The organism is Streptomyces sp. NPDC057438 (assembly GCF_042802995.1).
Classification (GTDB): domain Bacteria; phylum Actinomycetota; class Actinomycetes; order Streptomycetales; family Streptomycetaceae; genus Streptomyces.
Map to the genome: position 1 here is coordinate 71,899 of NZ_JBHVDD010000026.1, position 23,186 is coordinate 95,084.

General features: G+C 68.5%; 20 protein-coding genes. 13 read left to right on the plus strand and 7 right to left on the minus strand.

Features of this window, described 5'->3' with window-relative positions:
* The first annotated feature begins 394 nt into the window (after window positions 1-394).
* Entirely contained in the window at window positions 395-619 is a 225-nt protein-coding gene (locus tag ACFU5F_RS17160) for a hypothetical protein (RefSeq protein ID WP_383887617.1), read from the plus strand.
* Window positions 620-709: 90 nt separating this feature from the next.
* Here the strand turns inward: ACFU5F_RS17160 and ACFU5F_RS17165 are convergent, their stop codons facing one another.
* On the minus strand, window positions 710-1,552 hold the full coding sequence (locus ACFU5F_RS17165) for an RNA polymerase sigma factor SigF (protein WP_383887619.1): 843 nt from the start codon (window positions 1,550-1,552) through the stop codon (window positions 710-712).
* 294 nt (window positions 1,553-1,846) lie between these two features.
* On the opposite strand from ACFU5F_RS17165, the gene ACFU5F_RS17170 reads away from it, so the two are divergent.
* The 3 genes from ACFU5F_RS17170 (at window position 1,847) to ACFU5F_RS17180 (ending at window position 5,077) form a co-directional block, all read left to right on the plus strand.
* Entirely contained in the window at window positions 1,847-3,301 is a 1,455-nt protein-coding gene (locus ACFU5F_RS17170) for a PP2C family protein-serine/threonine phosphatase (RefSeq protein ID WP_383887621.1), read from the plus strand.
* A complete protein-coding gene (locus ACFU5F_RS17175; RefSeq protein ID WP_383887623.1) occupies window positions 3,298-3,666 on the plus strand; it encodes an STAS domain-containing protein in 369 nt (122 codons plus the stop codon). The genes ACFU5F_RS17170 and ACFU5F_RS17175 overlap by 4 nt, the downstream gene beginning before the upstream one ends.
* A 1,132-nt stretch (window positions 3,667-4,798) precedes the next feature.
* Window positions 4,799-5,077 carry a GlsB/YeaQ/YmgE family stress response membrane protein gene (locus tag ACFU5F_RS17180; protein ID WP_383887625.1) on the plus strand — a complete coding sequence of 93 codons (279 nt, stop codon included), beginning with the start codon at window positions 4,799-4,801 and terminating at the stop codon, window positions 5,075-5,077.
* A gap of 623 nt (window positions 5,078-5,700) precedes the next feature.
* Here the strand turns inward: ACFU5F_RS17180 and ACFU5F_RS17185 are convergent.
* The 3 genes from ACFU5F_RS17185 to ACFU5F_RS17195 form a co-directional block, all read right to left on the minus strand.
* Window positions 5,701-5,823 carry a hypothetical protein gene (locus tag ACFU5F_RS17185; protein ID WP_383887627.1) on the minus strand — a complete coding sequence of 41 codons (123 nt, stop codon included), beginning with the start codon at window positions 5,821-5,823 and terminating at the stop codon, window positions 5,701-5,703.
* Between the two features lie 388 nt (window positions 5,824-6,211).
* Window positions 6,212-7,309 (minus strand): SPFH domain-containing protein, encoded by a 1,098-nt coding sequence (locus ACFU5F_RS17190; RefSeq protein WP_383887629.1) that lies wholly within the window; start codon window positions 7,307-7,309, stop codon window positions 6,212-6,214.
* 27 nt (window positions 7,310-7,336) lie between these two features.
* Window positions 7,337-7,774, minus strand: a complete 438-nt coding sequence (locus ACFU5F_RS17195; RefSeq protein WP_383887631.1) for an NfeD family protein — start codon at window positions 7,772-7,774, stop codon at window positions 7,337-7,339.
* 789 nt (window positions 7,775-8,563) lie between these two features.
* On the opposite strand from ACFU5F_RS17195, the gene ACFU5F_RS17200 reads away from it, so the two are divergent.
* Both ACFU5F_RS17200 and ACFU5F_RS17205 read left to right on the plus strand, forming a co-directional pair.
* A protein-coding gene (locus tag ACFU5F_RS17200) for an IS5 family transposase (protein WP_383887633.1) occupies window positions 8,564-9,438 on the plus strand; the annotation gives its coding sequence in 2 pieces (ribosomal slippage) (window positions 8,564-8,953 and window positions 8,956-9,438; 873 coding nt in all).
* A gap of 94 nt (window positions 9,439-9,532) precedes the next feature.
* Window positions 9,533-10,276: a CBS domain-containing protein gene (locus ACFU5F_RS17205; protein ID WP_383887663.1), complete on the plus strand. Its 744-nt coding sequence runs from the start codon at window positions 9,533-9,535 to the stop codon at window positions 10,274-10,276.
* Here the strand turns inward: ACFU5F_RS17205 and ACFU5F_RS17210 are convergent.
* The gene (locus ACFU5F_RS17210) at window positions 10,176-11,291 is read right to left on the minus strand and encodes a PI-PLC domain-containing protein (RefSeq protein WP_383887635.1); all 1,116 of its coding nucleotides are present in this window, start codon (window positions 11,289-11,291) and stop codon (window positions 10,176-10,178) included. The genes ACFU5F_RS17205 and ACFU5F_RS17210 overlap by 101 nt on opposite strands.
* A 733-nt stretch (window positions 11,292-12,024) precedes the next feature.
* On the opposite strand from ACFU5F_RS17210, the gene ACFU5F_RS17215 reads away from it, so the two are divergent.
* The 5 genes from ACFU5F_RS17215 to istB all read left to right on the plus strand — a co-directional run bounded on the left by ACFU5F_RS17215 (window position 12,025) and on the right by istB (window position 18,331).
* Window positions 12,025-12,411, plus strand: coding sequence for a hypothetical protein (locus ACFU5F_RS17215; protein ID WP_383887637.1), 387 nt, complete (start codon window positions 12,025-12,027; stop codon window positions 12,409-12,411).
* Between the two features lie 295 nt (window positions 12,412-12,706).
* The gene (locus tag ACFU5F_RS17220) at window positions 12,707-13,702 is read left to right on the plus strand and encodes a PP2C family protein-serine/threonine phosphatase (RefSeq protein WP_383887664.1); all 996 of its coding nucleotides are present in this window, start codon (window positions 12,707-12,709) and stop codon (window positions 13,700-13,702) included.
* Window positions 13,703-13,779: 77 nt separating this feature from the next.
* The gene (locus tag ACFU5F_RS17225; RefSeq protein ID WP_383887666.1) at window positions 13,780-15,624 is read left to right on the plus strand and encodes a glycoside hydrolase family 15 protein; all 1,845 of its coding nucleotides are present in this window, start codon (window positions 13,780-13,782) and stop codon (window positions 15,622-15,624) included.
* Between the two features lie 644 nt (window positions 15,625-16,268).
* Window positions 16,269-17,510, plus strand: a complete 1,242-nt coding sequence (istA, locus tag ACFU5F_RS17230; RefSeq protein ID WP_383887639.1) for an IS21 family transposase — start codon at window positions 16,269-16,271, stop codon at window positions 17,508-17,510.
* Window positions 17,510-18,331, plus strand: a complete 822-nt coding sequence (gene istB, locus ACFU5F_RS17235; protein ID WP_383887641.1) for an IS21-like element helper ATPase IstB — start codon at window positions 17,510-17,512, stop codon at window positions 18,329-18,331. The genes istA and istB overlap by 1 nt, the downstream gene beginning before the upstream one ends.
* Window positions 18,332-18,570: 239 nt before the next feature.
* Here istB and ACFU5F_RS17240 read toward each other — a convergent pair whose 3' ends face one another.
* Window positions 18,571-19,674, minus strand: coding sequence for an amidinotransferase (locus tag ACFU5F_RS17240; protein WP_383887643.1), 1,104 nt, complete (start codon window positions 19,672-19,674; stop codon window positions 18,571-18,573).
* 369 nt (window positions 19,675-20,043) lie between these two features.
* Here ACFU5F_RS17240 and ACFU5F_RS17245 point away from each other — a divergent pair, with 369 nt between their 5' ends.
* Entirely contained in the window at window positions 20,044-20,802 is a 759-nt protein-coding gene (locus ACFU5F_RS17245; protein WP_383887645.1) for an IS6 family transposase, read from the plus strand.
* A gap of 577 nt (window positions 20,803-21,379) precedes the next feature.
* Here ACFU5F_RS17245 and ACFU5F_RS17250 read toward each other — a convergent pair.
* A complete protein-coding gene (locus ACFU5F_RS17250; protein WP_383887647.1) occupies window positions 21,380-21,619 on the minus strand; it encodes a hypothetical protein in 240 nt (79 codons plus the stop codon).
* A 718-nt stretch (window positions 21,620-22,337) separates the two neighbouring features.
* Between ACFU5F_RS17250 and ACFU5F_RS17255 the strand changes: the two genes are divergently transcribed.
* Window positions 22,338-23,021 (plus strand): CBS domain-containing protein, encoded by a 684-nt coding sequence (locus ACFU5F_RS17255; RefSeq protein ID WP_383887649.1) that lies wholly within the window; start codon window positions 22,338-22,340, stop codon window positions 23,019-23,021.
* Window positions 23,022-23,186 lie beyond the last annotated feature (165 nt).

Here is a 23,186-nt window from a genome sequence, read left to right on the forward strand (position 1 = left end):
GGTGCAACCGCTGCACTGCCCACTTCGGAAGGACCAGCGGGTACGGCGGAAGACGGACTCGGTGCTGGTGGGGTGGGTGCGCGGCAGCGAGTTGGATCCTGCGGGCCGGGAGGATGCCGAGTTCGAGGGCATTCGTGCTGCTCTGCGGTCGGCGCTGCTGGCGATCCTCACGCAGGCCGGTCATGCCGTGCAGGTGGACCGCGAGAGCGGTGAGGTGCGGGTCAGACCGTGGGCCGCGGAATCGACACCCGCGCGCCCCCTGCGCGGGGCAGTTCGAACGCCAGCGGGAGGGGCGATGTAGGACCCGCGTGCCCGAGTTTCGACTGGTCCGGCGACACCTCCTGACTGGGCAGCCGACTCGCCGCACGGCCCTGCCGGGAGCACGCTGGGAGGCGTGATGAGCGCGCCGATCGTCGTACACCAGCCCTCCCGTACCGGTGGCCGGAGCGTCACCGTGCACTCGCACGGACGCGACGAAATCCTCGGCACCGCTTACAGCGACCACGACCTGGTGGTGTTCCTTCAAGCGGCGGGCGTCGACGAACCCGAGGCAGTGTTGGACGATCCGCGCTGGGTGGAATGGCGCGGAGGCTGCCCACACGAGTGGAGAACGGTCTGAGCGGGGCCGCTCCAAACCGACCGCACACAGGGTGGTGCCGTGGTGTACGGGTTCACCGCGGCCGCGAGGTGCCGTTGCGGGGTGGCGGTGTCAGTGGGCGGTAAGCATGCCCTTGCGGAGCTGGGCGAGGGTGCGTGACAGCAGCCGGGAGACGTGCATCTGGGAGACGCCGAGCCGTTCGCCGATCTGGGCCTGGGTGAGTTCCTCCACGAACCGCCAGTGCAGGATCTTGCGCGAGCGCTCGTCGAGGTCGGCGATCATCGGGGCGAGGGCGTGGAAGTCCTCCACCAGTTCCAGGGCGCCGTCGTCGTTGCCGATGAAGTCGGCCAGGGCCGTCTCGCCGTCCTCACTGCTGCCGATGGCGGCGTCCAGGGAGGAGGAGCGGTAGCCGTTGGAGGCCATCCGTGCCTCGATGACTTCCTTCTCGTCCAGGTTCATCAGCTGGGACAGCTCCGCCACGGTGGGCGTGCGGCCCAGGCGGCTGCTCAGTTCCTCGGTGGCGCGGGCCAGCTGGACGCGGGCCTCCTGCAGCCGGCGCGGAACGTGCACAGCCCAGGTGGTGTCACGGAAGAACCGCTTGATCTCACCCACGATGTAGGGGATGGAGAAGGAGGTGAACTCCACCTCGCGGGACAGCTCGAACCGGTCGATGGCCTTGATCAGACCGATGACGCCGACCTGGACGATGTCCTCCATCTCCTCCGCGTCCCGGCTGCGGTACCGGGAGGCCGCGTAACGGACCAGGGAGATGTTCATCTCGATCAGCGTGTTGCGTGCGTACTGGTATTCCGGTGTGCCCTCTTCCAGCCGGTCCAACTGCTGGAAGAACAGGCGGGTGAGCTCACGCGCGTCCTTCGGGGCGACCTTCGACGGGTCCGGGACTGCCGGCAGTTCAGCGCACTTCACATCCGCCGTCGCCGTATCCGTAACCATGTGCCCTCCCCTGTCGGCCATGCCGACACCGGCCCACCTCGACTCGCCACTGCCGCGCGTACCCCTTCCCCCCACCTTCATGCCTACTCCTTCCGTGATATGGACGGTCCCGCACCCGCGAGGTGCCGAAGCGGACCTCGATCGACTGCGGCGAGCGGATCCAACCGAGCCGCTCCTTCCAATCGAACACAACTCTGCGCACTCGGATCGGGTGCGCAGGCCGTGTTCGGTAGGGTTCCGGAGTGCTGGCTGTCTGGTCGGTGCCTTCCTGGGGGGACCAGCGAGACGAGGGACATGCCGGAACAAGCGATCCTGCCTGCGATAGCACCGAGCGGGCCTTTGGCCGTGTCGGTCGAGGCGGCGCGGATGGCGGCGGTGCGCCGTTACGACATTCTCGACACTCCGCCGGACGGCGCCTATGACCGAGTTGCGGCGCTGGCCGCGCGGCTGTTCGAGGTGCCGGTGGCGACGGTGACGATCGTGGATGAGGACCGGATCTGGTTCAAGGCCGCGCACGGGCTGGAAGGTGTCAGCGAGATCGGCCGGGATCCGGGCCTGTGCGCCTCGGCGGTGCTGAGTGATGACACCACCATCATCCCCGATACGTTGCTGGACCCGGTCGCCTGCTCCAACCCGCTGGTCGCCGGCCCGATGGGGGTGCGGTTCTACGCCGCCGCTCCGATCATCACCGCCGACGGGCACCGCCTGGGCACGGTCAACGTCCTTGACACCCGCCCCCGCGAGATCAGCGAGGCCGATGCCTCCACCCTCGGGGACCTGGCCGCGGTGGTGCGTGACCAGCTGGAACTGCGGCTGTCGGCGTTGCATGTGGTACGCGCCGAGCAGGAGAAGCGTCAGGCGGAGGAAGAGGCCCGCCAGCGTGCGGAGCGGGACAAGGCGGCCATCGCCGCGTTTGCCTCCACCCTGCAGCGCACCCTGGTGCCTCCCGCGCTGCCCGCGGTACCCGGGCTTGAGCTGGCCTGCCACTACAAGACCGCCTCCCCGCAGGAAGTGGGCGGCGACTTCTACGACGTGTTCCCCGTGGGCGGGGGCCGGTGGGCGTTCTTCCTGGGCGATGTGTGCGGCAAGGGCGCCGAAGCTGCCTCGGTCACCTCACTGACCCGCTACACGCTGCGGGCCGCAGCCCTCGTCGACGCGGACCCCACGGCCGCGCTCAAAGCCCTGAACACCGCGCTGCTGCTCGACGCGGCGGTCGGCACGCGCTTTTGCACCGCCGTCTTCGGCCTGCTCGATCCGGCCCGGGACGGCGGCTTCACCGTCACGCTGGCCACCGGCGGTCACCCGCCCGCCTACCACCTTAGCCCCACCGAGGGCGGCGGCGTGCGGGTGGAGGCGGCCCGCGCCAAGGGCGGCATGCTGGTTGGCGCGTTCGCCGAGGCCGCCTTCGCCTCACGCACCCTGCACCTGGCACCCGGCCAGGGACTGCTGCTGTACACCGACGGGCTGACCGAGGCACGCACCGTCGATGGCCACATGCTCGCCGACACCGGCCTTACCGACTTCCTTGCCCAGCGAGGGGCGCCGGTCAGTGCAGGCGCCCTGATCGACGACACCGTCGCGCTCCTGGACACACTCCCCGACACCGAACGCGACGACGTGGCGCTGCTGGCCCTGTCCGTCCCCACCGCGGACGCCGCTCCCTCCGGCATCACTACCACCGCTCACAGCGCCGCCGCCCCGACCGCACCCGCCGACGCCTTTGTCGGGCAGGAGATCCGACGCCCATGACCGACGCATTCCACATCGACGTCCCGCACACCGACGGCGCCCTGGCCGTGATCGCACTGTCCGGTGAATTCGACAGCGCCGCCGCACCCGCCGTGCGGGCCCGCGCCCTGGAACTCATCGCGGCCGGACACGCAGACCTGGTCGCCGACCTGTCGGGGGTCACGTTCTGCGACTCCTCAGGGCTGGGAGCCCTCGTCGGCATCTGGCGCTGCGCCAAGGACGCCGACGGCTCCCTGACCCTGGCGGCCATCCCCGACCGGCTGAGCCGCATGCTCAGCGTCACCGGGATGGACACCTTCCTGCCCGCCTACCCCAGCGCCGAGGCCGCGCTCACCGCCCGCCAGGGCAATCGCACCACCGCCTGAACACCCTCGCTCGCAGGAGCGGCATCAGCGGGCATGCCTGGCACAGCCCAGCCCTACAGCTCGGCGCGCGGGAGCATGGCGAAGCCGCGTGTCGCGACCGACCACTGTGCGCGATCCGCTTCGTCAAGCAGGTCGCCGCCGCGATCGAAGCGGGCACGTCTGCTCAGCTGTTCATCGACGCGCTGACCGAGCTGGTCCAAGAGCAGGCCGGCACCAACGTAGATCAGGGCTTCGGCTTGGCCGCCTCGGCGGTCGGGCAGTGGCGCCGGTTCTGGCCCCGCCCACTTGCTCGGCCTGGGATCTGGCCCTGGCCGATCCGAGTGAGTATCGGCCGTCGTGGTAACCGGCACAGTGGTGTCGGTCAGGCTGGCAAGGCGGCGCTTGGTGCGATCTCAGCTGTGGGAGCTGATGTATCCGTTGCCGTGGAGCAGAAGCCCGATTCCGTTGTTCGCCTGGAGCAAGTGCTACCTGCCAGGCGCCGTCAGCACCACGGCCCTCGCCAGGTTCGGTCCACAGGCGGGTCCGCCACACCGCCAGATCGGTCAGCGCCGGATCCAGATCGATCCGGGGACGCTGCGGTGAGCAGGTCGGCGGGCGTGCCGCTGACCCCACAGCACCCGGCGACGGCGTGTGAGGGTTTCTTGGCCCGGCGGTGACGTTGCCGATGGGATACCGGGGCAGATGAACCCGGAACGGTTCATGCGGGTGTCCGGCAGGAGGAGCCAGTGGCCGGTCATGAGGTCTATGCGCCAGCGCATTGTTGGTGGTGGCCGCGATGCTGCTCGCACGATGGTGCCTTACGGGCCAAAGCGGCAGGCCGCGCACTCTTGGCGTATCCCGTGGTGCCTCGCGCTGGACGGCGCTGAGGGAGGTTCGCACGGGATCCACCGCGGCCCCGGCCGGGCAACGCCTGCCGAAGGAAGCGCCATGCGCTCAGCGGGCGGTGCGGGAGGCTGAGGACCTCGTGCACGGCTACTGGCGCCAGCTCAGTCCCCTCTACCTGTCCCAGCGCGATCACCAGCAGCACTGAGCCAGTCGGGCAGGGCAGCCGGCAGGGCAGGTGTTTATTCGGGCGCGAGGGGTGCAGACGATGAGCTGACACAGCCTTTATACGATGAAGCGGAGAGGCACCATGGGCATCATCGCGTGGATCATCATCGGCCTGCTCGCCGGCGCCATCGCCAAGGCGCTGATGCCGGGCAAGGACCCCGGCGGCATCATCATCACCATGCTCATCGGCATCGCCGGCGGCCTGCTCGGCGGCTGGCTCGGCAAGGTCATCTTCGGCGTCGACTCCATCGACGGGTTCTTCCACCTCTCCACCTGGATCGCCGCGATCGCCGGCTCCGTCATCCTGCTCGCCCTCTACCGCCTCGTCACCGGCAACCGGCACTCGCACCGCCACGCATGACCCGCTGAAGGCATAACGCCTCGGGACACCACCTGGGACGGCTACGGCTCCCTTCCCTGTTCGACGGGAGCCGTCAGCGTGTACGGCCGGGCCACCCAGTGGCCCGCCGGTTGCCGACGTCCGGGTCCCCCGCGTCCTGCCCGCTGTCCCGAAAAGGCCCCTGTGCAACTCGGTGGCATGATCGTGCTTGTCGTGGGCGGGTGACCGGCGTGTCGTGCACCCCGGCTGACCTCGTTCCCCAGGTGAGCTCTCGTCTGCGCCAGGCAGGCTTTCAGGTACTGGGCGACGCGGACGGCTCGATTCCGGGACTGCGGGTGACCGAGGTGTCGGCGGGCGCGCTGGTCAGATGAAATCCGGGCACCGAACTGCACCAGGCAGTCCCGCAACCGCACCGCCACCGACGGGCAACTGCCGCTCGGCGGCGAGCTGGTGACCGCCGGACCGAGCGGGCTGCCGGACATGACCAGCCGCGACCCGCGCCGTTGCCGCCGCCTACCTCGTGCAGCGACCCGCGCTAGCCCGCGCCGTGCTGCGTGAAGACCTCGACCTGATCCAGGAGCTCGCGCAGGAAGCCGCTCTTCGGTGTCGTGCAGGGCGAGGGTCGGCGCGGAATCTTCCAGAGCCTAGTCCGGGACGACGACGCGCAGCAGCTGCGATCCCGGCACGATCGCGTAGGGCCGCTGATCCGCATCGAGGACCAGCAGAGCCGGGAGTCGCCGTTCCACGAACAAGCGGGCCACCGTCACCGCATCGTCGTTCGTCAGCCGAGACCGCCGGATACGGCTCGGCCAGGTCATGTGCTCGCATGCGCGGTCTCCTCTCCTCGGCCGACCGAAGGGAGCAGAGCTGCGAACAGGGCGGTACGGACAACAACTGCCGCATCACCAGGAGCTCACCCGGTCGGCGCCAACGCAGAGATCTTCGGCCGGTCATCGGATGCGTTCCCGATGAGGGGACTGTCCTCAGTGGGAGTGCCTGATCACGGGGGTATGGTCGGCCCGTTGGGCACCGGGCGCCGATGACCGCGGCTGCAGGGTATAGGGGTGGCTCGGGTCGATGGGGCCGGTGCCGGCTGGGGCGTCGCCGTCACTCAGTGGCGTCACAGCGGTCCCTGGCGAGATCCCGAGGGTGGGCTCAGGCGCCGGACGTCTGCCCCCGGCGAGGCACCTGGGGTGACATCGCGGCCGCTGCCTCCGCCTTGGCGTCGCTCACCGCGGCGGCGGCCTGCTTCGCGGCCTCGTCAGCAGCCGCCCCGGCGTCGAGCGAAACCGCCGAGCCTACATCGAGCTCTGGAACCCGGCTTTCGTGGGACGTGTCGTCGGCTGCCTTCTCGGGCTGCTCGGCTGCGGGGGGACCCGCCGTCGACTGGTCACCGAAGGCACTGGTGACGGTCCGAACTGCCTCGGTCAGCTCTCCCGGGATCACCCAGAACGTGTTGCTGTCGCTGCTAGCCAAGTGCGGAAGCGTCTCCAGGTACTTGTAGGCAAGGACCTTCGGATCGGCATTGTTGCGATGGACGGCCTGGAAGACACGCTCCACCGCCTTGGCCTCGCCGTCCGCCCGAAGGATCATGGCCTGTTGCGTGCCCTGGGCCTCCAGGATGTCCTTCTGCTTCGTGCCCTCCGCGGTAAGGATCTTGGCTTGCCGCTCCCCTTCGGCGTGCAGGATGGCCGCGCGCTTGTCCCGCTCGGCCCGCATCTGCTTCTCCATCGCTTCCTTGATGGTGTGCGGTGGATCGATGGCCTTGATCTCGACGCGGTTGACCCGGATGCCCCACTTACCGGTGGCATCGTCGAGGACGGCGCGGAGCCGGGAGTTGATCTCCTCACGCGAGGTGAGCGTCTCCTCCAGGTCCATGCTGCCGATGACGTTGCGCAGCGTGGTCACGGTGAGCTGATCGATCGCCTGGAGGTAGTCGGCGACCTCGTAGGCCGCCGCCCGCGGGTCGGTGATCTGGTAGTAGAGCACGGTGTCGATGTTCACCACGAGGTTGTCCTCGGTGATCACCGGCCGGGGATCGGAGGAGTAGACCTGCTCGCGCACGTCGAGTTTGGTGTTGACGCGGTCCGCCACCGGCAGCACCAGGTTCAGACCGGGTTGCAGCGTCCGGCGATACCGGCCGAACCGCTCGATGTTGTAGCGGCGCGCCTGCGGGACGATCCGCACGGTGGAGGCCACGAGGAAGACGACGATGATGGCCGCCACAAGAATGGGGACGACGACGGGGTCCACAGTGCCTCCGTTGCTGTGTTCAGCCGTTCAGGGAAGGAGTTCGCGGGGGTAGACGATGGCCGTGGCGCCTTCGATCTCCATGACTTCCACCAGCGCTCCCACCGGGATCACCAGGCTTTCGTCGAGGGCGCGGGCGGACCACTCCTCGCCGGAGAGTTTGATCAGGCCGTGGGTGGCGGTGACCTCCTGCTTGACCTCGGCCCGCCGGCCGATCAGCGCATCACTGCCCTCGCGGGCGAGGGGTTGCTGTGCCATATGCCGCAGTGCGACAGGACGGACGAGGAAGAGACCCGCTGCCGCTGCTACCCCGAAGGCGACGAACTGGCCGAGAACGCCGATGCCCACACCGGCGACCACGGCGGCCACCAGTGCGGCGCCCGCCAGCAACCCGAAGACCAGTGTCAGGGTGAAAAACTCAGCGGCACCGAGCACCCCGGCGGTGAGCAGCCATACGAACCACGGCATCACATCGCCCTCCTTGCAGAGGTCTCCTCCAACGAGCTACCTTCGGTAACGCCGGTCAGAACAGAAACAGGGGAGCTGTGGTTCCTGACCGCTGAAGCGTTGGCCCGGGGCGTCCGCCGATCCGCTCATCGTCGTGCTCCCACCTGGGTCAGCGTGATGTCCTGCCCCTGGACCGCGTGGAAGGTGCGCAGCTCCATCACGCTGTCGTTTACCCTGCCTGACGGGGGTACATGCGGGCAGCTAAACGGCCGCGCAGGCGGTGCCAGGCTGCGTTATGGCTCCTCCCGCGGGACCGACGGATAGTGTCCATACCACCGTCGCACGCGGCCTTGCGGCATCGCCATCGGGGCCAGCACCCATTTCCGCCGGTAGCCGACACTCACTACCAGCTGACGACTGGGTGCCGACGACGAGTCCCGCCAGCTTCTCACCCAGCCGCTCCAGTTACTGAGGGGAATCCCCGGCACACTCGGCCGACTGTGCTGGCGACGCCTCCGTCGGTTGGGCGGTGGCCTGGGGATAGGTCTGTGGATCACAGGGGTCTGGTGGGCCAGTTTCGAGCAGGCGGGCGCCCATGACCGCGGTCTGCAGGGTGTGGCGGTGTGCGGGTCGGTGGGATCGGTGCCGGTCAGGGTGTGGATGCGTTCCTGCCGGCCCCGGCCCTGCGCGGAGTGAACACGACCGACGTCATGCCTGTTCTGGTGGAGAGTTGCCCCGAATGGTTCACAGCGGAACGCTGCGTCTAGGGCGTGCTTCAGAAGTGGATCTTGATGTGTCAAGATCCACTTCATGGCGAGGCATGACCTGACGAGTGCTCAGTGGGCGAAACTGGAGCCGCTGCTCCCGCTCGGGAAGAAGCCTGGACGGCCACCGGTACACACCAAGCGGCAGCTGATAGACGGCATACGCTGGCGCACGCGCGCTGGTGCTCCCTGGCGGGATGTGCCCGAGCGGTACGGCCCGTGGGAGACGGTCTACGGCCTCTTCCGGCGTTGGCAGCGCGACGGCACCTGGCACCGCATCTTCGAGCAACTGCAGGTCCGGGCCGACGCCGAGGGACTGATCACCTGGGACGTCTCGGTGGACTCGACCGTCGCCCGCGCCCACCAGCATGCGGCGGGTGCCCGCAAAAAAGGGATCTGCAGGTCGAGCCGCCAGGTGGTGTCTTCGCCGAGCCCGACGACCACGGCCTCGGACGCTCCCGGGGCGGGCTGACGACCAAGCTCCATCTGGCGGTCGAGCAGGCCCAGAAGCCGATGTCACTTGTGATCACGGCCGGGCAGCGTGGCGACTCCCCGCAGTTCCAGGTGGTCCTGGAGCGTATCCGGGTGCCCAGGCTCGGGCCGGGCCGCCCGCGGACCCGGCCGGACAAGGTGCGTGCCGACAAGGCATACAGTTCCCGCGCGAACCGCGACTACCTGCGCAAGCGCGGTATCCGCTGCACCATTCCGGAGAAGCGCGACCAGATCGCCAACCGCAAGAAGCGCGGTTCCCACGGTGGCCGGCCACCGAAACTCGACACGGCCGACTACAAAGAGCGCCACGCGGTGGAATGCGGTATCAACCGCCTCAAGCGCCACCGCGCGGTCGCCACGAGATACGACAAGCTCGCCGTCCGCTACGAGGCAACCGTGCTGGTCGCAGCCATCAACGAGTGGCTGTGACCAGCACTTTCGAAACACGCCCTAGGGCCTGGCCGTGGGGACCCGCCACTCGACGCTCGCTCCGACCGGCTTCGAGGGACACCCCAGCGGCCTCATGCAGCTTCCCCGGCTCAAGCAGATTCCCCCCGAGCAGCGGCAGACATTGCGCGTGCGTGACGTGGCCGTCCCGCTGTTGCGCTGCACGACCGTCGCACCGGACGACCTCCTGCAGCACGTGCTGGAAAAGCTCCGCCCCGGCAGCGGCCTTCCCATCCTCGTCATCGACGGCCAGTACCTGACGGGCGTCATCACCGCGCGTGACATCTCCCGGATCTCCAGCACCACGCACTGCGCAGAAGAGGGAGTGGGTAATGGCCGTTCCTTAGAGGAACAGGCCAGAAAGCCGGGTGCCCAACGTCGGCCGATGTGGATGTGCCGCAGACGCTGGCGTGCAGGACTCCGCAGGAGGTCCATCGGGCGCACAGCATTTCCCCGCCCTGGTCGACCGGTCGACGCGACTGGTGAACGGCTGCGGCGGGTCCACGGCCAGCACCGTGTCACCCCTACGGCGCTCCCTGTCGCGCGTGGCGACCGCTTTGCCGTCGACAGACAACTCGGCTTGGCCGATCAGCAGAGCTGTCGACACCTCCGCGCGGGCGGCGAGACCCGAAAGCTGCACCGCGATGAGCAGCGCCACTCCGAAGACCACAGCCGGTACCACGACCATGCCCCTCGATCGGCGACGGAAGAGGGTTCGCTCAAGACCGCCGCCGACCAGACTTGCTGGCAGACCGATGCAGATCCTTTATGCCGCTCCTCGGCGATCCTTTGTCGTCGCCCTGGAAGCGTTCGGCGTTGAGGGTGTCCACGGCGCTCCGTGCGTCTCCGAGCGTTGCGTAGTCCACTGCGACGAAGTTGACCGGCCTGCCGCGTTGCCGTTCACAGGTGTGCGCCCGATACAGCACCTGTCGGCGGGAGTTGACCGCTGCGGCGTCGAGTCGTCTGCCACCGTCGGCTGTGACGAAGTGGTTGAGCAGGAAGAGTCGTTTGTCGGTGCCGCCGCGGTTCGGCGTGCAGGTCATCTCCCCCGGGCTGCGGAAGGCATATGGCGTCTCCATGCCGTAGCGGTAGAAGTTGCGGTACCACGGCGGGGGGCCGTCCGCCTTCTCCGCGAAGACGACCAGGCGCCGACCGCTGTCGATCATGTTTTCCATCGTCGGCCACGGGCGGTTCGGGTCCGGGTCGGGCTCGTACAACAGGTCAGCGAGTCCCGCCTGCTCGAAGGCGTTCCTGGTCTGTTGCGGGCTGATGCCGTCCTGCACGATCAGGGTGACGACTTCCGTGGTGTGCGTGCGCAGCCAGTCCCCGATCTGCCGCAGCGTGGGCTCCAGCTCAAGGGCGCCCGCGCCACAGACCGAGTGGCACAGCCAAGTCCCCGGGCGGGGCGGGTTCACCCGTGTCAGGACCCGGGTGAGCTGTTGGCGCAGTTCGGGGGAGAACTCGGAGGTGGCCAGGCGTTCGGCGACCTCCTCGGGCCGCTCCCATCGGTGGGTGTCGATGAGCAGGGCACGCACTCCGGCGTTCAACTGGCCAACGATGTCGGGGTCTTGCAGGGGGCCGATGAACCGGTCCGCCGTTGTGGCCATCGCGTTGTGCGCCGCGAGCTGGGCGATCTCGTCGTAGCGGGCGTCGCACAGCCAGGAACTTCCCTGGCAGATGCGGGGAGTGGGGCCGGTCATCGCCGCCGGTGCCACGACCGTCCCGACGAGCGCGCATATCGACACGCCGACGGTCAGGGCCAGGCCGTGCCGCCGTCCGGCGGGGAGCCGGAGGCTGGGCCTGGTCTGCCAGGCCCAGCCGACGGTGACCAGCAACGCTCCCGCGGTCAGCAGGATTACCGCGACGACGATGCCGGTGTTCAGCAGCCGGTCGACGGCGGTGGTCTGGATGTCCTCGATGAGACGCGCGGCTGCCGGGGGCCAGGAGGGCGGCGGGCGGAAGGGGGGGGTGGCCCACGATGGTGCGTACGAGGAACACCGCCAGTGCCATCAGCGCGGCGGCAGCGGCCAGGGCCCAGCCCAGCGGCATCAGCCGGCGCCCGGTGGGCGGCGGGGTGGAGAGCCACAGCAGGGCCAGGGCGGCGAGAGCGAGCACGGCGGCAGCCGGCTCCACCACCTCCTGGAAGAGACGGGTGACGGACCGCGCCTGGTGCGCCTGTGCCGGTACGTCCCCCGACGGACCGAGGTCGGTGGTGATCACCCAGGTGGATCCCCCTGCGTCCCGCAGCAGCTCCGCCGCGGCCGCCCGTACGCCGTCCGATACGGCGACCGGCATGACGGCTGCCAGCGCCGTGGCTACGTCCCCACTGGCCATAGCGGCCTCGACCTCGGGCCTGAGCGCGGGGCGTTCCGCCTCCGGCACCAGACGCAGCAACGCGCTCGTTGCCGTGGCCGCCTGGCGGGGGGAGAGTGCCAGCGACGGCAGACCCTCCGCTGGGGGGTCGCCCGCCGCCAGCTGCGCCGCCGTTGCCGACAGATGCTCCATAAATGCCTGGAAGTCTGGATCGGGGCGTTGCTGGAGCGAGGCGACGGCATCACCGAAGTACACATGAGCGAGTCGTTCGATGTTGGCCAGCAGCGGCCGGAGATCGACCGTCAGACGCAGCGTGTCGCTGTCGCCCTTCAGGTAGCTGGTCACCTCGGCGATCTGTCGGTCGGCTACAGCACGCAGGGTCTCCGGGGGAATCACGACCTTGAGGTTCGCGGTGACCGTGGACTCCGGGACCGGCAGCCGGCCCAGCAGGTCGCGGACGCCCGGTGCACTGTGAGGGTCGACCAGCACCTCGTCGTAGAACCTCTGGTACGCGTGTTCCTCTTCGAATACCCGGCCGTAGAAGCCGGGGTTGAGCGCGGTGCTCCGTACGACGGCAGCGGCGGCCAGCACGGACAGGGTCAGCACCGCCACGACCCATACCAGCGTCCGGATCAGCGGTGAGTGACGCACCAGAGCCACCATTCCCCCATTCTTGACGCGGTGGGGGAGCGGCCGCTCGATGAGGCAGCGCCGGTGTGTCCCGTCGAGCAACTCGGACGCCCCACGTCCCGGGGTTGTGCGCGCGTGGACTGCGGCGCCTTCGTCTGGGGAGGACGGGACCGAGTCTGCCACCATGGAACTTGCGCTCTTCCCAGGGAGCTGCACGCCGTGGACAGGGACGGCCGACGAGGGGAGGCAAGGGGGTGTGAAGTGGGAAAATCATCGCCGTGCCGTGCTGTCGGTGCTGCCCTTCGTCATGATGACTGTGGTCAGCGTGGCCGATCTTGCTGTCGGCCCAGAGGTGGTATTCCTGCCTCTGGTGTCGCTGGGACCCGCCTTCGCGCCGCTTGTGGGCGGCTGGAGGCGCACCGCTTGTGTGGGCGGGACGGCGGTGCTGCTGTGCGTCGGTCTGGGCTGGTATAACGACCTGCTCGAAAGGTCGCAGGGTGTGATGAGCGTGGCCGCGGTCCTCGGCGTGACCGCGGCCGGCCTTGTGGCCGTGTCCATGCGCCAGGAACGGGAGGCGAAGCTGGACAGTGTGAGCTCCATCGCCGAGGCGGCGCAACGCGTGCTGCTCAAACCGGTTCCGCGGCTGGCCGGGGGTGTGCGAGTTGCCGTCCGCTACATGTCCGCCGTCGCCGAGGCGCGCATCGGCGGTGACCTTTACGAAGTCGTCACTTCCCCGCATGGGGTACGCGTCATCGTCGGGGATGTCCAGGGAAAGGGGCTGGAGGCGGTGGAGACCGCGGCGGTGGTCCTGGGGGCCTTCCGGGAAGCAGCCCCGGACGAGGCTGACCTGGCAGCCGTGGGATCCAGACTGGAGCGGGCCATCGCGCGTCAGCCCGGAGCCGAGAAGTTCGTCACCGCCATCCTCGCCGAAGTGAGGTCCGAAGAGGTCACCTTCCTCAATTACGGCCATCCGGCGCCCCTGCTGGTCCACGCCGACGGCACCACCACCTGGCCCGAGCCCTCCTCCTACGCTCTCCCCCTCGGCCTGAGCGATCACGGGACGGAGCCGCCGGAGCCCTTCCGCACCAGCTTCCTCCCGGGCGACCAGCTTCTGCTCTACACCGACGGAATCTCCGAAGCACGCGACGCCGAGGGGCGCTTCTACCCACTCGCGGAGCGCGCTCATCTGCTGAAGGGAAGCGACCCGGAGGCAGCGCTGGAGACACTGCGCCAGGATTTGTTCCAGCACGTCAGCGGCCCACTGCACGACGACGCGGCCATGCTGGTGCTCCGCCACCGCTGACGGGTTCCCGCCCTCCTCCGAGAGAGCGGCAGGGCTGCCCATCTGTTCAACCCGGGGATTCTGGGTACTTGTCCGCTATGGCGCTCTGGCAGCCCCTGACACGCCGAGAGGGTTACCTACCGATCGAGGACCACGGTCTGATCGGTGATGGCCGCGGCTGCGCCCTGGTCGGGCGGGATGCGGAGATCCGTTTCATGTGTGTGCCGCGCTTCGACCGGGATCCCGTCTTCTGCTCACTGCTCGACCGGAGACACGGGGGCGGCTTCAGGCTCTCGCCGCGGAACGTACGCCAGAGCCGCCAGCGCTACGTGGACGACACAGCCGTCCTGGTCACCGAACTGCGCACGGGCACCGGCGCGGTGGAGGTCACGGACGCCTTCCTGCTCCGTCCTGGTGCGCGGCTGGAGGAAGACGAGCCCGCAGCCGCGGGAGAGCTGGTGCGCCGGGCTCGTGTCACCCACGGCGAGGTCATCCTGGACTTCGCCGTGGAGCCGCGCGGCGGGGCCCGCGTCCGGCATCGCGGTGAGGAGTGGCTGCTCGACTGCGGCCGGCAGGGCGTCACCCTGCGCCTGAGTTCCTCACCCCCCGTGACACCTCAGAATCGCACCCTGCGGCTCCGCGCCGGGCAGGAGCTAGCCGTGCGGCTGCGCTGGGACGCCCCATCCGTCCACTCCTGTCCCTCGGTCGATGCCGGCCTCCAGGCCACGCTGCAAGCCTGGCGACGCTGGGCGTCCTTCTTGGTCGACGACCTTCCGCAGCCCGGCCTCGCGCGCCGTTCCGCCCTGACGCTGAAACTGCTGGACCATGTGGAGAACGGAGCGATCATCGCGGCCCCCACGTCATCGCTTCCCGAACACATCGGAGGAACCCGGAACTGGGACTACCGCTACTCCTGGATCCGTGACGCCGCCTACACCGTCTTCGCGCTGCGCCGCATCGGGCTGCCGTCGGAGGCCGGGAGCTTTCTGGACTGGGCCCTCACAGCGGCCCGTCACAACCACCAACCGCACGTTCTGTACGACGTCGACGGCAACATCCCGCCGCCGGAATCCGTGGACGAGGGTCTTGAGGGCTACCGCGGCTCCGCCCCCGTGCGCTGGGGCAACGCTGCGGTCGAGCAGACGCAGCACGACGTATACGGAGAAATCCTGGACTGCGCCTTCCAGCGGGCCGCCACGGGAGAAACCATCGACGAGACGCTGTGGCAGTGGCTGGCCGGTCTCGCCGATCGAGCGGCCCACGCCTGGCGCACCCCCGACCACGGCATCTGGGAAGTCAGAACGTCCGGCAGACCCTTCACCTACTCCGCCGCCATGTGCCAGGTGGCCCTCGACCGCGCTGCCAGGCTCGCGCGACGGCTGAAGCTGCCCGGGGACGCCGACAGGTGGGCCCGCCAAGCCGATCACCTGACCGAGCGGATCCTCGACCACGCCTGGAACGACCGTGTCCGCTCTCTCACGGAGGACCTCGAGGAGGGGAGCACGCTCGATGCCTCCCTCCTCGCCCTGCCCCTGCGCCGCGTTGTGCCGGCCGACCACCCCAAGATGGTGTCCACCTGCCGGGCGGTGACAGAACAACTGGGCGCGGGCAAGGGACTGCTCTACCGCTACCTGCCGGAGCGCTCCCCGGACGGGCTTGACCATCAGCCGGAGGGCGCGTTCTTGCTGTGCAGCTTCTGGCTCGTGGACAATCTCACAGGACAAGGGCACATCGAACGGGCAGGGGAGTTGTTCGAGGACCTCTGCGCGCACACCAATCACCTGGGGCTGCTGCCGGAGCAGATCGACCCGTCGGACGGTACGTTCCTCGGCAACTTCCCGCAGGCCATCAGCCACGTCGGCCTCATCTCCAGCGCAGTAGCCCTCGCCCGAGCCACTCGCGGGATGCATCCGGACCTCTCCACGGGGGCCTGGTTTACCTGACGGACAGGAACGGCAAACACCCGCCTGCCCCACCTCTGAGCACCGAGCCCCCATGGCAGTCGACCGGGATACAGAGACCAACCAGAGCGAGCGGAGTGGGTCGGCGCGCCGGAGCGACGAAACCCACCGAGGGGTTGGTGCGGTCCTGCTCCTGCCGACCGCCCACCCATGCAGGGGCGCAACGGGGCTTCCCTGGCGGTCGGCAGCGGCGGCTCGGCCGCGCGCCGTGGGCCATGGCAGGTACGTCCGGCGGGAAGTCCCGATAATCCCTGACGGTGGCTCCGTCGCGCTCCACTGATGGTTGACCTACGGCTGAGGGTGCCTATGCCGCCAGCTCGCCGATTGCCAAGGCCACCGGATACGCGGCGGGCAGGCCGGAATCGGATGCTGCCCGGCCATCCCGACCCCGAGTTCGGCACCGCGATCCGCAGCGAGCGGACTCCGGGGCGGCCGGGGCCAACGCCAGCCTGCAGGAATTCGTGACGGCCGGCACCTTCGGCGACACAAAGCCTCGAGGGCCGGGGCGTCTGCTCAAACCTCTCTCGGCGACGCCTGAATTCTGACCCTCTGACGGCGGATCAAAAGTGACCCTCTGGGTGGTCTTCGCCTGAACCTGATCTTGATCGGAAGGTCAGGAGGGAAGGGTGATCCGCGTGGAGGACTGGGCAGAGATCCGCAGGCTGCACCGGGCCGAGCAGATGCCGATCCGGGCGATCGCCCGGCATCTGGGCATCTCGAAGAACACGGTGAAACGGGCACTGGCGAGTGACCGGCCGCCGAAGTACGAGCGTCCGGCCAAGGGCTCGGTGGTCGACGCGGTCGAGGTGCAGATCCGTGAGCTGCTGCGGGATACCCCGACGATGCCCGCCACCGTGATCGCCGAGCGGATCGGATGGGAACGCGGGATGACGGTCCTCAAGGAGCGGGTGCGGGAACTGCGGCCCGCCTACGTTCCCGTCGACCTGGTCTCCCGCACGACCTATCAGCCGGGCGAGCTGGCCCAGTGCGACCTGTGGTTTCCCGACGCGGACATCCCGCTCGGCTACGGGCAGACGGGGCGTCCGCCGGTGCTGGTGATGGTGTCCGGCTACTCGCGGGTGATCGCCGCACGGATGCTGCCCTCCCGCACGACCGGCGACCTGATCGACGGGCACTGGAGGCTGCTGTCGGCCTGGAACGCCGTGCCCAAGACGCTGGTCTGGGACAACGAGGCCGGGGTCGGCCGCGGCAAGCTCACCGCCGAGTTCGCCGCGTTCGCGGGCCTGCTCGCCACCAAGATCTACCTCTGCAAGCCCCGCGACCCCGAGGCGAAAGGGCTGGTCGAACGTGCGAACGGCTATCTCGAAACCAGCTTCCTGCCCGGCCGCACGTTCAGCGGCCCCGGTGACTTCAACACCCAGCTGACCACCTGGCTGGCGGTCGCCAACCGGCGCCTGCACCGCACCTTGCAGGCCCGTCCGGCCGAACGCTGGGAGGCCGACCGGGCCGGGATGCTCACCCTGCCGCCCGTCGACCCGCCCGCCTGGTGGCGGATGCAGACCCGCATCGGGCGTGACCACTATGTCCGCGTCGATACCAACGACTACTCCGTGCACCCCGAGGCGATCGGACGCACCGTCACCGTGCTCACCGACAACGACGAAGTCATCGCGCTGGCGCCCGGCGGCGTGATCGTCGCCCGCCATCCCCGCTGCTGGGCCCGCCACCAGACCCTCACCGATCCCGATCACGCCGCCGCCGGCCAGACGATGCGCGGGCAGGCCCGCCACCAGCGGGCCGCCCAGGCCGATGCAGGCCCGCTCGTCGAGGTCGAGCAACGCGAACTGGGCTCCTACGACCGGCTGTTCACCGTCATCGAAGGCGGCGGCGACAGGGAGGCCGGCTGATGTCCCGCACCACCATCGACCCGGCCGAAAGCACCACAGCGGGCCGCAGGACCGGCTCCCAGACGGCCGCCGACCTGGCCTTCCTGGCTCGCGCGATGAAGGCCCCGGCCCTGCTGGACGCCGCCGACCGGCTCGCCGAACGCGCCCGCAAGGAGTCCTGGACCCACGCCGAATACCTCGTCGCCTGCCTCCAGCGCGAGGTCTCCGCCCGCGAATCACACGGCGGCGAAGCCCGCGTCCGGGCCGCCCGCTTCCCCGCGATCAAGACGATCGAGGAACTCGACGTCACCCATCTGCGCGGCATGACGCGACAACAGCTCGCGCATCTGGGCACGTTGGACTTCATCGTCGGCAAGGAGAACGCCGTCTTCCTGGGTCCGCCGGGCACCGGCAAGACACATCTGGCCATCGGCCTAGCCGTCCGCGCCTGCCAGGCCGGACACCGCGTCGCCTTCGCCACCGCAGCCGAATGGGTCGACCGCCTGGCTGCCGCCCACCACGCCGGACGGCTCCAGGCCGAGCTCACCAAGCTGAGCCGTTACCCGCTGATCGTGGTCGACGAGGTCGGCTACATCCCCTTCGAAGCCGAGGCCGCGAACCTGTTCTTCCAGCTCATCTCGAACCGATACGAACGCGCGTCCGTGATCGTCACCAGCAACAAACCCTTCGGACGCTGGGGAGAAGTCTTCGGTGACGAGACCGTCGCCGCCGCCATGATCGACCGTCTCGTCCACCACGCCGAGGTCCACTCCCTCAAAGGCGACTCATTCCGCATGCGAGGACGCGAACTCGGACGCGTCCCCACCACCGACAACGACTGAAACAACCGAACCGAAGACACCCGGGTCAGATTTCACCTGTCCAGACTGGGTCCAGGTTCAGCCGCCGCCGACAACCTCCAGCGATTGGTCCAGCTCGGTGCCCTCGACTGAACCCCAGGCGGGTGAGATCACCAACAGGCAGCCGCCGCTCGGCGGCGCCGAGAGTGAGCACCGCTCCTCCCGCAAGCTGCAGTCCGAAACGGACATCAGCTGTCGAACCGTGACGCTCGACGGGCCGATCAGTGAAAGTACGACTCGAGGCTGCCGCGACGCCGGACGTCAAGCGTCGCGCAGTGGAACGAGCCGCCAAACGGCGCGTAGTGCAGCATGTCACATGGGATCGGTTCGAATCCCCAGCTTTCCAAGGCGCGCAGCATGGCGGTGTGGTGCCGCTCTGCGATCACCCGCTTTTCATCGATCATGAGAACGTTCATGCTGAGCCACTTGCCACACATCGAGGTGATCTTGAGCAAGCGCCCGCTGATCGGGTTGGGCTCTGGAGCGATCAGGATGTCCCAGGAACTCAGGACGTCGGGCAGACGGTCGACGTTGATGTATTCGGGATTGACTAGCACTTTGCCGGGCGCGAGTGGGATGAAGGTCGTGTCAATGTGCATGGGCGTACGGCAGCGGCTCTCGATCTCGTGGATCCGGTAGCCGGGACCGAGGTGGCGGCGTAGCCAGTCGATGCCCATGCGGTTGGTGACGTTGCTCCGCGTGACGAACAGATCACGTCCGGCGCGCACGAAATCCGCCGCATCAAACACCGGCTCGAACTCGGTGAGGATGTAGCGCAAGGGCTCGTCGACCGCTGGAAGAGAGAAGTCCGCCTCGAACAGCGCGTCGGTGAGCTGTGGCTTCGGAGCCGCCGTCCAGCGGGCGCCGCGCCGGAAGTAGTCCTTGAGGATCGCGCGATAGGAGTGGGTCTCGAAATATCGGCACGGCCAGGCCATCGGGGTCTCGATGATTTCGTCACCGATCACGAGCAGGCAGTCGCGCGGACACGTGTTGCAGAAGCCGCGTGACGACCAGTCGGGAGTGCCGAAGCGTTGCCTGTAGTCGACCGCGTCCGGACGTCTGACCGTGATGCCGAGGGACTCAAGGAGGATCACGAACTGATCGAGCTCGTGCTGCGCTGGCTCGATCAGCATGCGTGGGTACTTGACGCCGCCGGCCAGTCCCTGCATCCGCGCCGTCCATCGTGGGACGTTGCAGGCCACGACGGGATGGCTGGAGGGGATCGTCGCGCCATCAAGGCGCCCGACGACGACCTCCTCGAGCGGATCCCACTCGTTGTGTGAACTGACCGGTGAAGCGAGAGGCTCCGAAGCAGGGTCAGTCATGGTCGACGATGGTGACATCGCGCATAGTCCACTGCTCCCGCGTAGGGACATCGTCGTCTGCTGCCGACAGGATGCCGGGCTTCTGCCCATCAGCCATGCTGAACCCCCCAATTCGACAAATGGTAACTCAATGCGCTTGCAAGTTTACCATGTGTGACGAGGTGGATTCGTTGTCGACCCGCTCGCTGTTTCTGCCCCTATAGCTTCGCCTGGGCTGAAACCACGCGGGATCCGGCGGCTGTGGAGGCATGCATGCTGTCCGACGGAACCTGGGTCAGCTCCCTGGACTGGTGGGACGGCGAGGTCCCGGACGGCACCGTGGACGGCCATGCGACCAAGCGGCGCTGTCACGTTGGCTGACAGGGTGGGATGATCTTCTGGTTGATCACGCTGGAGGGGGGATGGTCCGTGGGGAGTGTGTCGCCGTCGTACAGGGGGCACTGGTACCCGGTCGAGGTGATCTCCCACTGCGTGTGGCTGTACCACCGCTTCCCGCTCAGCTTCCGCGAGGTTGAGGAGCTGATGCTGGAGCGCGGAGTGATCGTCTCCTACGAGACGGTCCGCCGCTGGTGCGGCAAGTTCGGGCAGACGTACGCCGGCGCACTGCGCCGCCGCCGACCCCGGCCCGGTGACAAGTGGCACCTGGACGAGGTCTTCGTAAAGATCAATGGCCAGATCCGCTACCTGTGGCGGGCCGTCGACCAGGACGGAACGATGCTGGACATCCTCGTGCAGAACCGCCGGGACAAGGCCGCGGCCAGGCGTTTCTTCCGTCGCCTCCTCAAGAAGACGGGCGCGGTGCCGCGGGTGATCGTCACGGACAAGCTCCGCTCCTACGGCGCCGCCCGCCGCGAGGTCATGCCCTCCGTCGAACACCGCTCGCACAAGGGCCTGAACAACCGGGCCGAGAACAGCCACCAGCCGACCAGGCAGCGCGAACACGCAATGAAAGGCTTCCGCTCCGTCGGCGGAGCGCAGCGGTTCCTGTCCGCGTTCAGCGGCATCTCACCCCACTTCCGACCCCGCCGCCACCTGCTCACCGCACACGACTACCGGGCCGAGATGACTATCCGCTTCGCCATCTGGGAGCAGATCACCGGCCTCTCCAGTCCGTCCACCATGCCCTGAGCACAGGCCCGGAACCGGCCTCCACCATGCCCCGACGCACCGTCAGAAGCCCCCACACCCAACAACGTGACAGCGCCACCTCACCCACTCCCTTCCGACACGCCGTTCCCTAGAACGGCGGACTTCCGGTCAGTGCAGTCCGCGAGTACCCATAAAGCGGGAGTGTCCGTTCGACCAGAACGGGTTCGCCGAGCCCACGCGGACACGCGGGGACGGTGTTCGTGTCGACGGCCGCCCTCGCCTCAGGGTGCGCAACGCGGTGTCAAGGTATGACGCCGCTGAAGCGGCCGTCGAGACAGCACTTCAGCGGACGCACCCGACCCGGGCGGGTCCGGAAGGCCGGCCGTGAGCGCGGTGCAGGGGGTTTGTTCCGTAGCGGCAGGGGAGAGAACCGGGCTGGCTTCACTGCACGGCACGCTCCCGGCGCGGGCGGCGTTGACCTGCTGGTTCATGGCTCAGACCCCCCCTCGGTACGGTCAAGCGTCAGAGCGATTGAGCCAGCGCTGCTGGCAGGTCATGCAGTACCGCGCGAAGGAACCAGACTTCCGACTGGGCTGCGGGGATGGGCTGGGCGCCGTCACAGCACATGCCGTAGACGCCGGTCGTCCAGCCGGGCGAGGGCGTTGTCGATGCCGACGAGCGCGCGCCGAACAGCATTCTTCTGGCTGACCAGCACGCCATCGGCCGTGGGCTCGAACCTGTTGAGCGCCTCCAGCTGAGCCAGACGCACCTCGCGTGCCCGCTCCAGACGCCGCCGTGCCTCCTGCACGCCAATATGCTCCGCAGGTGACCCGATACCGAAAGTGACCAGTGTCATGGCGTGCTCCTCTCTTCACGTTGGCGTTTGGAAAGCGGGCCAGGCAGCCGACACTTTCCGCTTGTCTCCACCTTGACCGGTCGGGAGCGGGTGCGACCATCCGTGGCAGACCTCATTTCTGCCCTGGCGTGCCACGTACGCCTGTGCGCCACGGGCGTTCCTGGGTCCTGGCGATCTGCTCGAAGGTGGCTCGCGGCAGCCCCTGCTTCAGCGCATCCTGTGCCGGGTGCCGGGTGCCGGGTGCCGGGTGCCGGGTGCCGGGTGCCGGGTGCCGGGTGCCGGGTGCCGGGGCTCCGGCGACGCGGACTGCCGAGACCCAGACCGACGGTCGGACGTGAACTCGGTGGTGCGGATCAGGCTCAGCTCGGCGACGACGCCGGATAGCGGCAGCAGCCCGGCCAGGGAGGAGGGAGGTGCCGATGAAGTCGTGGCGAGCAGAGGGGTGCGGCACGTCTGTCGAGCGGGTCGAGGTGGTTGTGCGCCTGGTGGTCTCAACGCAGTAGCCATCTGGCTGACGGGGGCCATGAACAGCCACCTGTCGTGGTGCCCCACGCATGCCACCCGCCTCGACGGTGAGAATCCCGTGGCCATTCAGCCCGATGGTGATCAGGTGAGTATGAGATCACTCGGGAAGGGCATTTTGTGAATTTTGCTCCTTTTGTGGGTACTGAAGTATGGGTTCGAAGCTTGCCGTCGGTAGCACACCTAGAGAGCCGCGATGAGGCAGTGGACCGTGCGAGATGTGATGACCGCGCCGGTGGTGTGGGTGGGCGAGGACACCACCTACCGGGAGATCGTCAGTGCTCTGGCCGAATGCCGGGGCAGTGCCCTGCCCGTCCTCGACGATCACGGCCGCGTGGTCGGCGTGGTCTCCGAAGCCGATGTGCTCCGCAAGGTCGAGTTCGCCGAGGGAAACAAGGAACCGCGCTTCTTCGAGCGGCCGTCGCGGCGCGCCGCCCGGGCCAAGGCCGGCGCCGACCTCGCGCGGGATCTGATGAGCACACCGCCGGTGACCATCGGTCCGGACGAGCCCGTGACGGCAGCAGCCAGGCTGATGGAGAGCAGGCGGGTCAAGCGCCTGCCGGTCGTCGATGGCGAGCGCCGCCTGGTGGGCATCGTCTCACGGCGGGATCTGATGAAGACCCATCTACGCCCGGACAGCGACATCCGCGACGACATTGTCAACGGAGTATTCCAGCGCGCCCTGTGGGCCGATCCCGCCGGGCTGACCGTCGACGTCCGCGACGGCGTGGTTGAGCTGCGCGGCCAGCTCGACCGGCACAACACCGCCATTTTCGCGGTACTCCTGGCTGAGCAGGTCCCCGGCGTGGTTCAAGTGGTGGATCACCTCTCCTGGCAGGTCGACGACTCCCCCCGGTCTGCGGACGGCGAACCCACATGATGGCTGGCCGATCGCCCAGAGGACGCGTCCGCATCGTTACTGGCGCACCCGTGGGTGTCACATCGGTTGGTGGCGCAGCCGCTTGTCTACGGCGACCACAAGGGAGGCGAGGGCGGCTAGAAGGTCGATGAAGATCTTGGTGAGGGGCTGTCCGGCCGTCAGGCC

Coding starts and splice junctions, on each gene's coding strand:
- ACFU5F_RS17165 (WP_383887619.1), bottom strand. CDS start 1,552: ATGGTTACGGATACGGCGACGGCGGATGTGAAGTGCGCTGAACTGCCG.
- ACFU5F_RS17170 (WP_383887621.1), top strand. CDS start 1,847: ATGCCGGAACAAGCGATCCTGCCTGCGATAGCACCGAGCGGGCCTTTG.
- ACFU5F_RS17175 (WP_383887623.1), top strand. CDS start 3,298: ATGACCGACGCATTCCACATCGACGTCCCGCACACCGACGGCGCCCTG.
- ACFU5F_RS17180 (WP_383887625.1), top strand. CDS start 4,799: ATGGGCATCATCGCGTGGATCATCATCGGCCTGCTCGCCGGCGCCATC.
- ACFU5F_RS17195 (WP_383887631.1), bottom strand. CDS start 7,774: ATGCCGTGGTTCGTATGGCTGCTCACCGCCGGGGTGCTCGGTGCCGCT.
- ACFU5F_RS17205 (WP_383887663.1), top strand. CDS start 9,533: ATGCAGCTTCCCCGGCTCAAGCAGATTCCCCCCGAGCAGCGGCAGACA.
- ACFU5F_RS17215 (WP_383887637.1), top strand. CDS start 12,025: ATGAGCGAGTCGTTCGATGTTGGCCAGCAGCGGCCGGAGATCGACCGT.
- ACFU5F_RS17220 (WP_383887664.1), top strand. CDS start 12,707: ATGATGACTGTGGTCAGCGTGGCCGATCTTGCTGTCGGCCCAGAGGTG.
- ACFU5F_RS17225 (WP_383887666.1), top strand. CDS start 13,780: ATGGCGCTCTGGCAGCCCCTGACACGCCGAGAGGGTTACCTACCGATC.
- istB (WP_383887641.1), top strand. CDS start 17,510: ATGTCCCGCACCACCATCGACCCGGCCGAAAGCACCACAGCGGGCCGC.
- ACFU5F_RS17240 (WP_383887643.1), bottom strand. CDS start 19,674: ATGACTGACCCTGCTTCGGAGCCTCTCGCTTCACCGGTCAGTTCACAC.
- ACFU5F_RS17245 (WP_383887645.1), top strand. CDS start 20,044: ATGATCTTCTGGTTGATCACGCTGGAGGGGGGATGGTCCGTGGGGAGT.
- ACFU5F_RS17250 (WP_383887647.1), bottom strand. CDS start 21,619: ATGACACTGGTCACTTTCGGTATCGGGTCACCTGCGGAGCATATTGGC.
- ACFU5F_RS17255 (WP_383887649.1), top strand. CDS start 22,338: ATGAGGCAGTGGACCGTGCGAGATGTGATGACCGCGCCGGTGGTGTGG.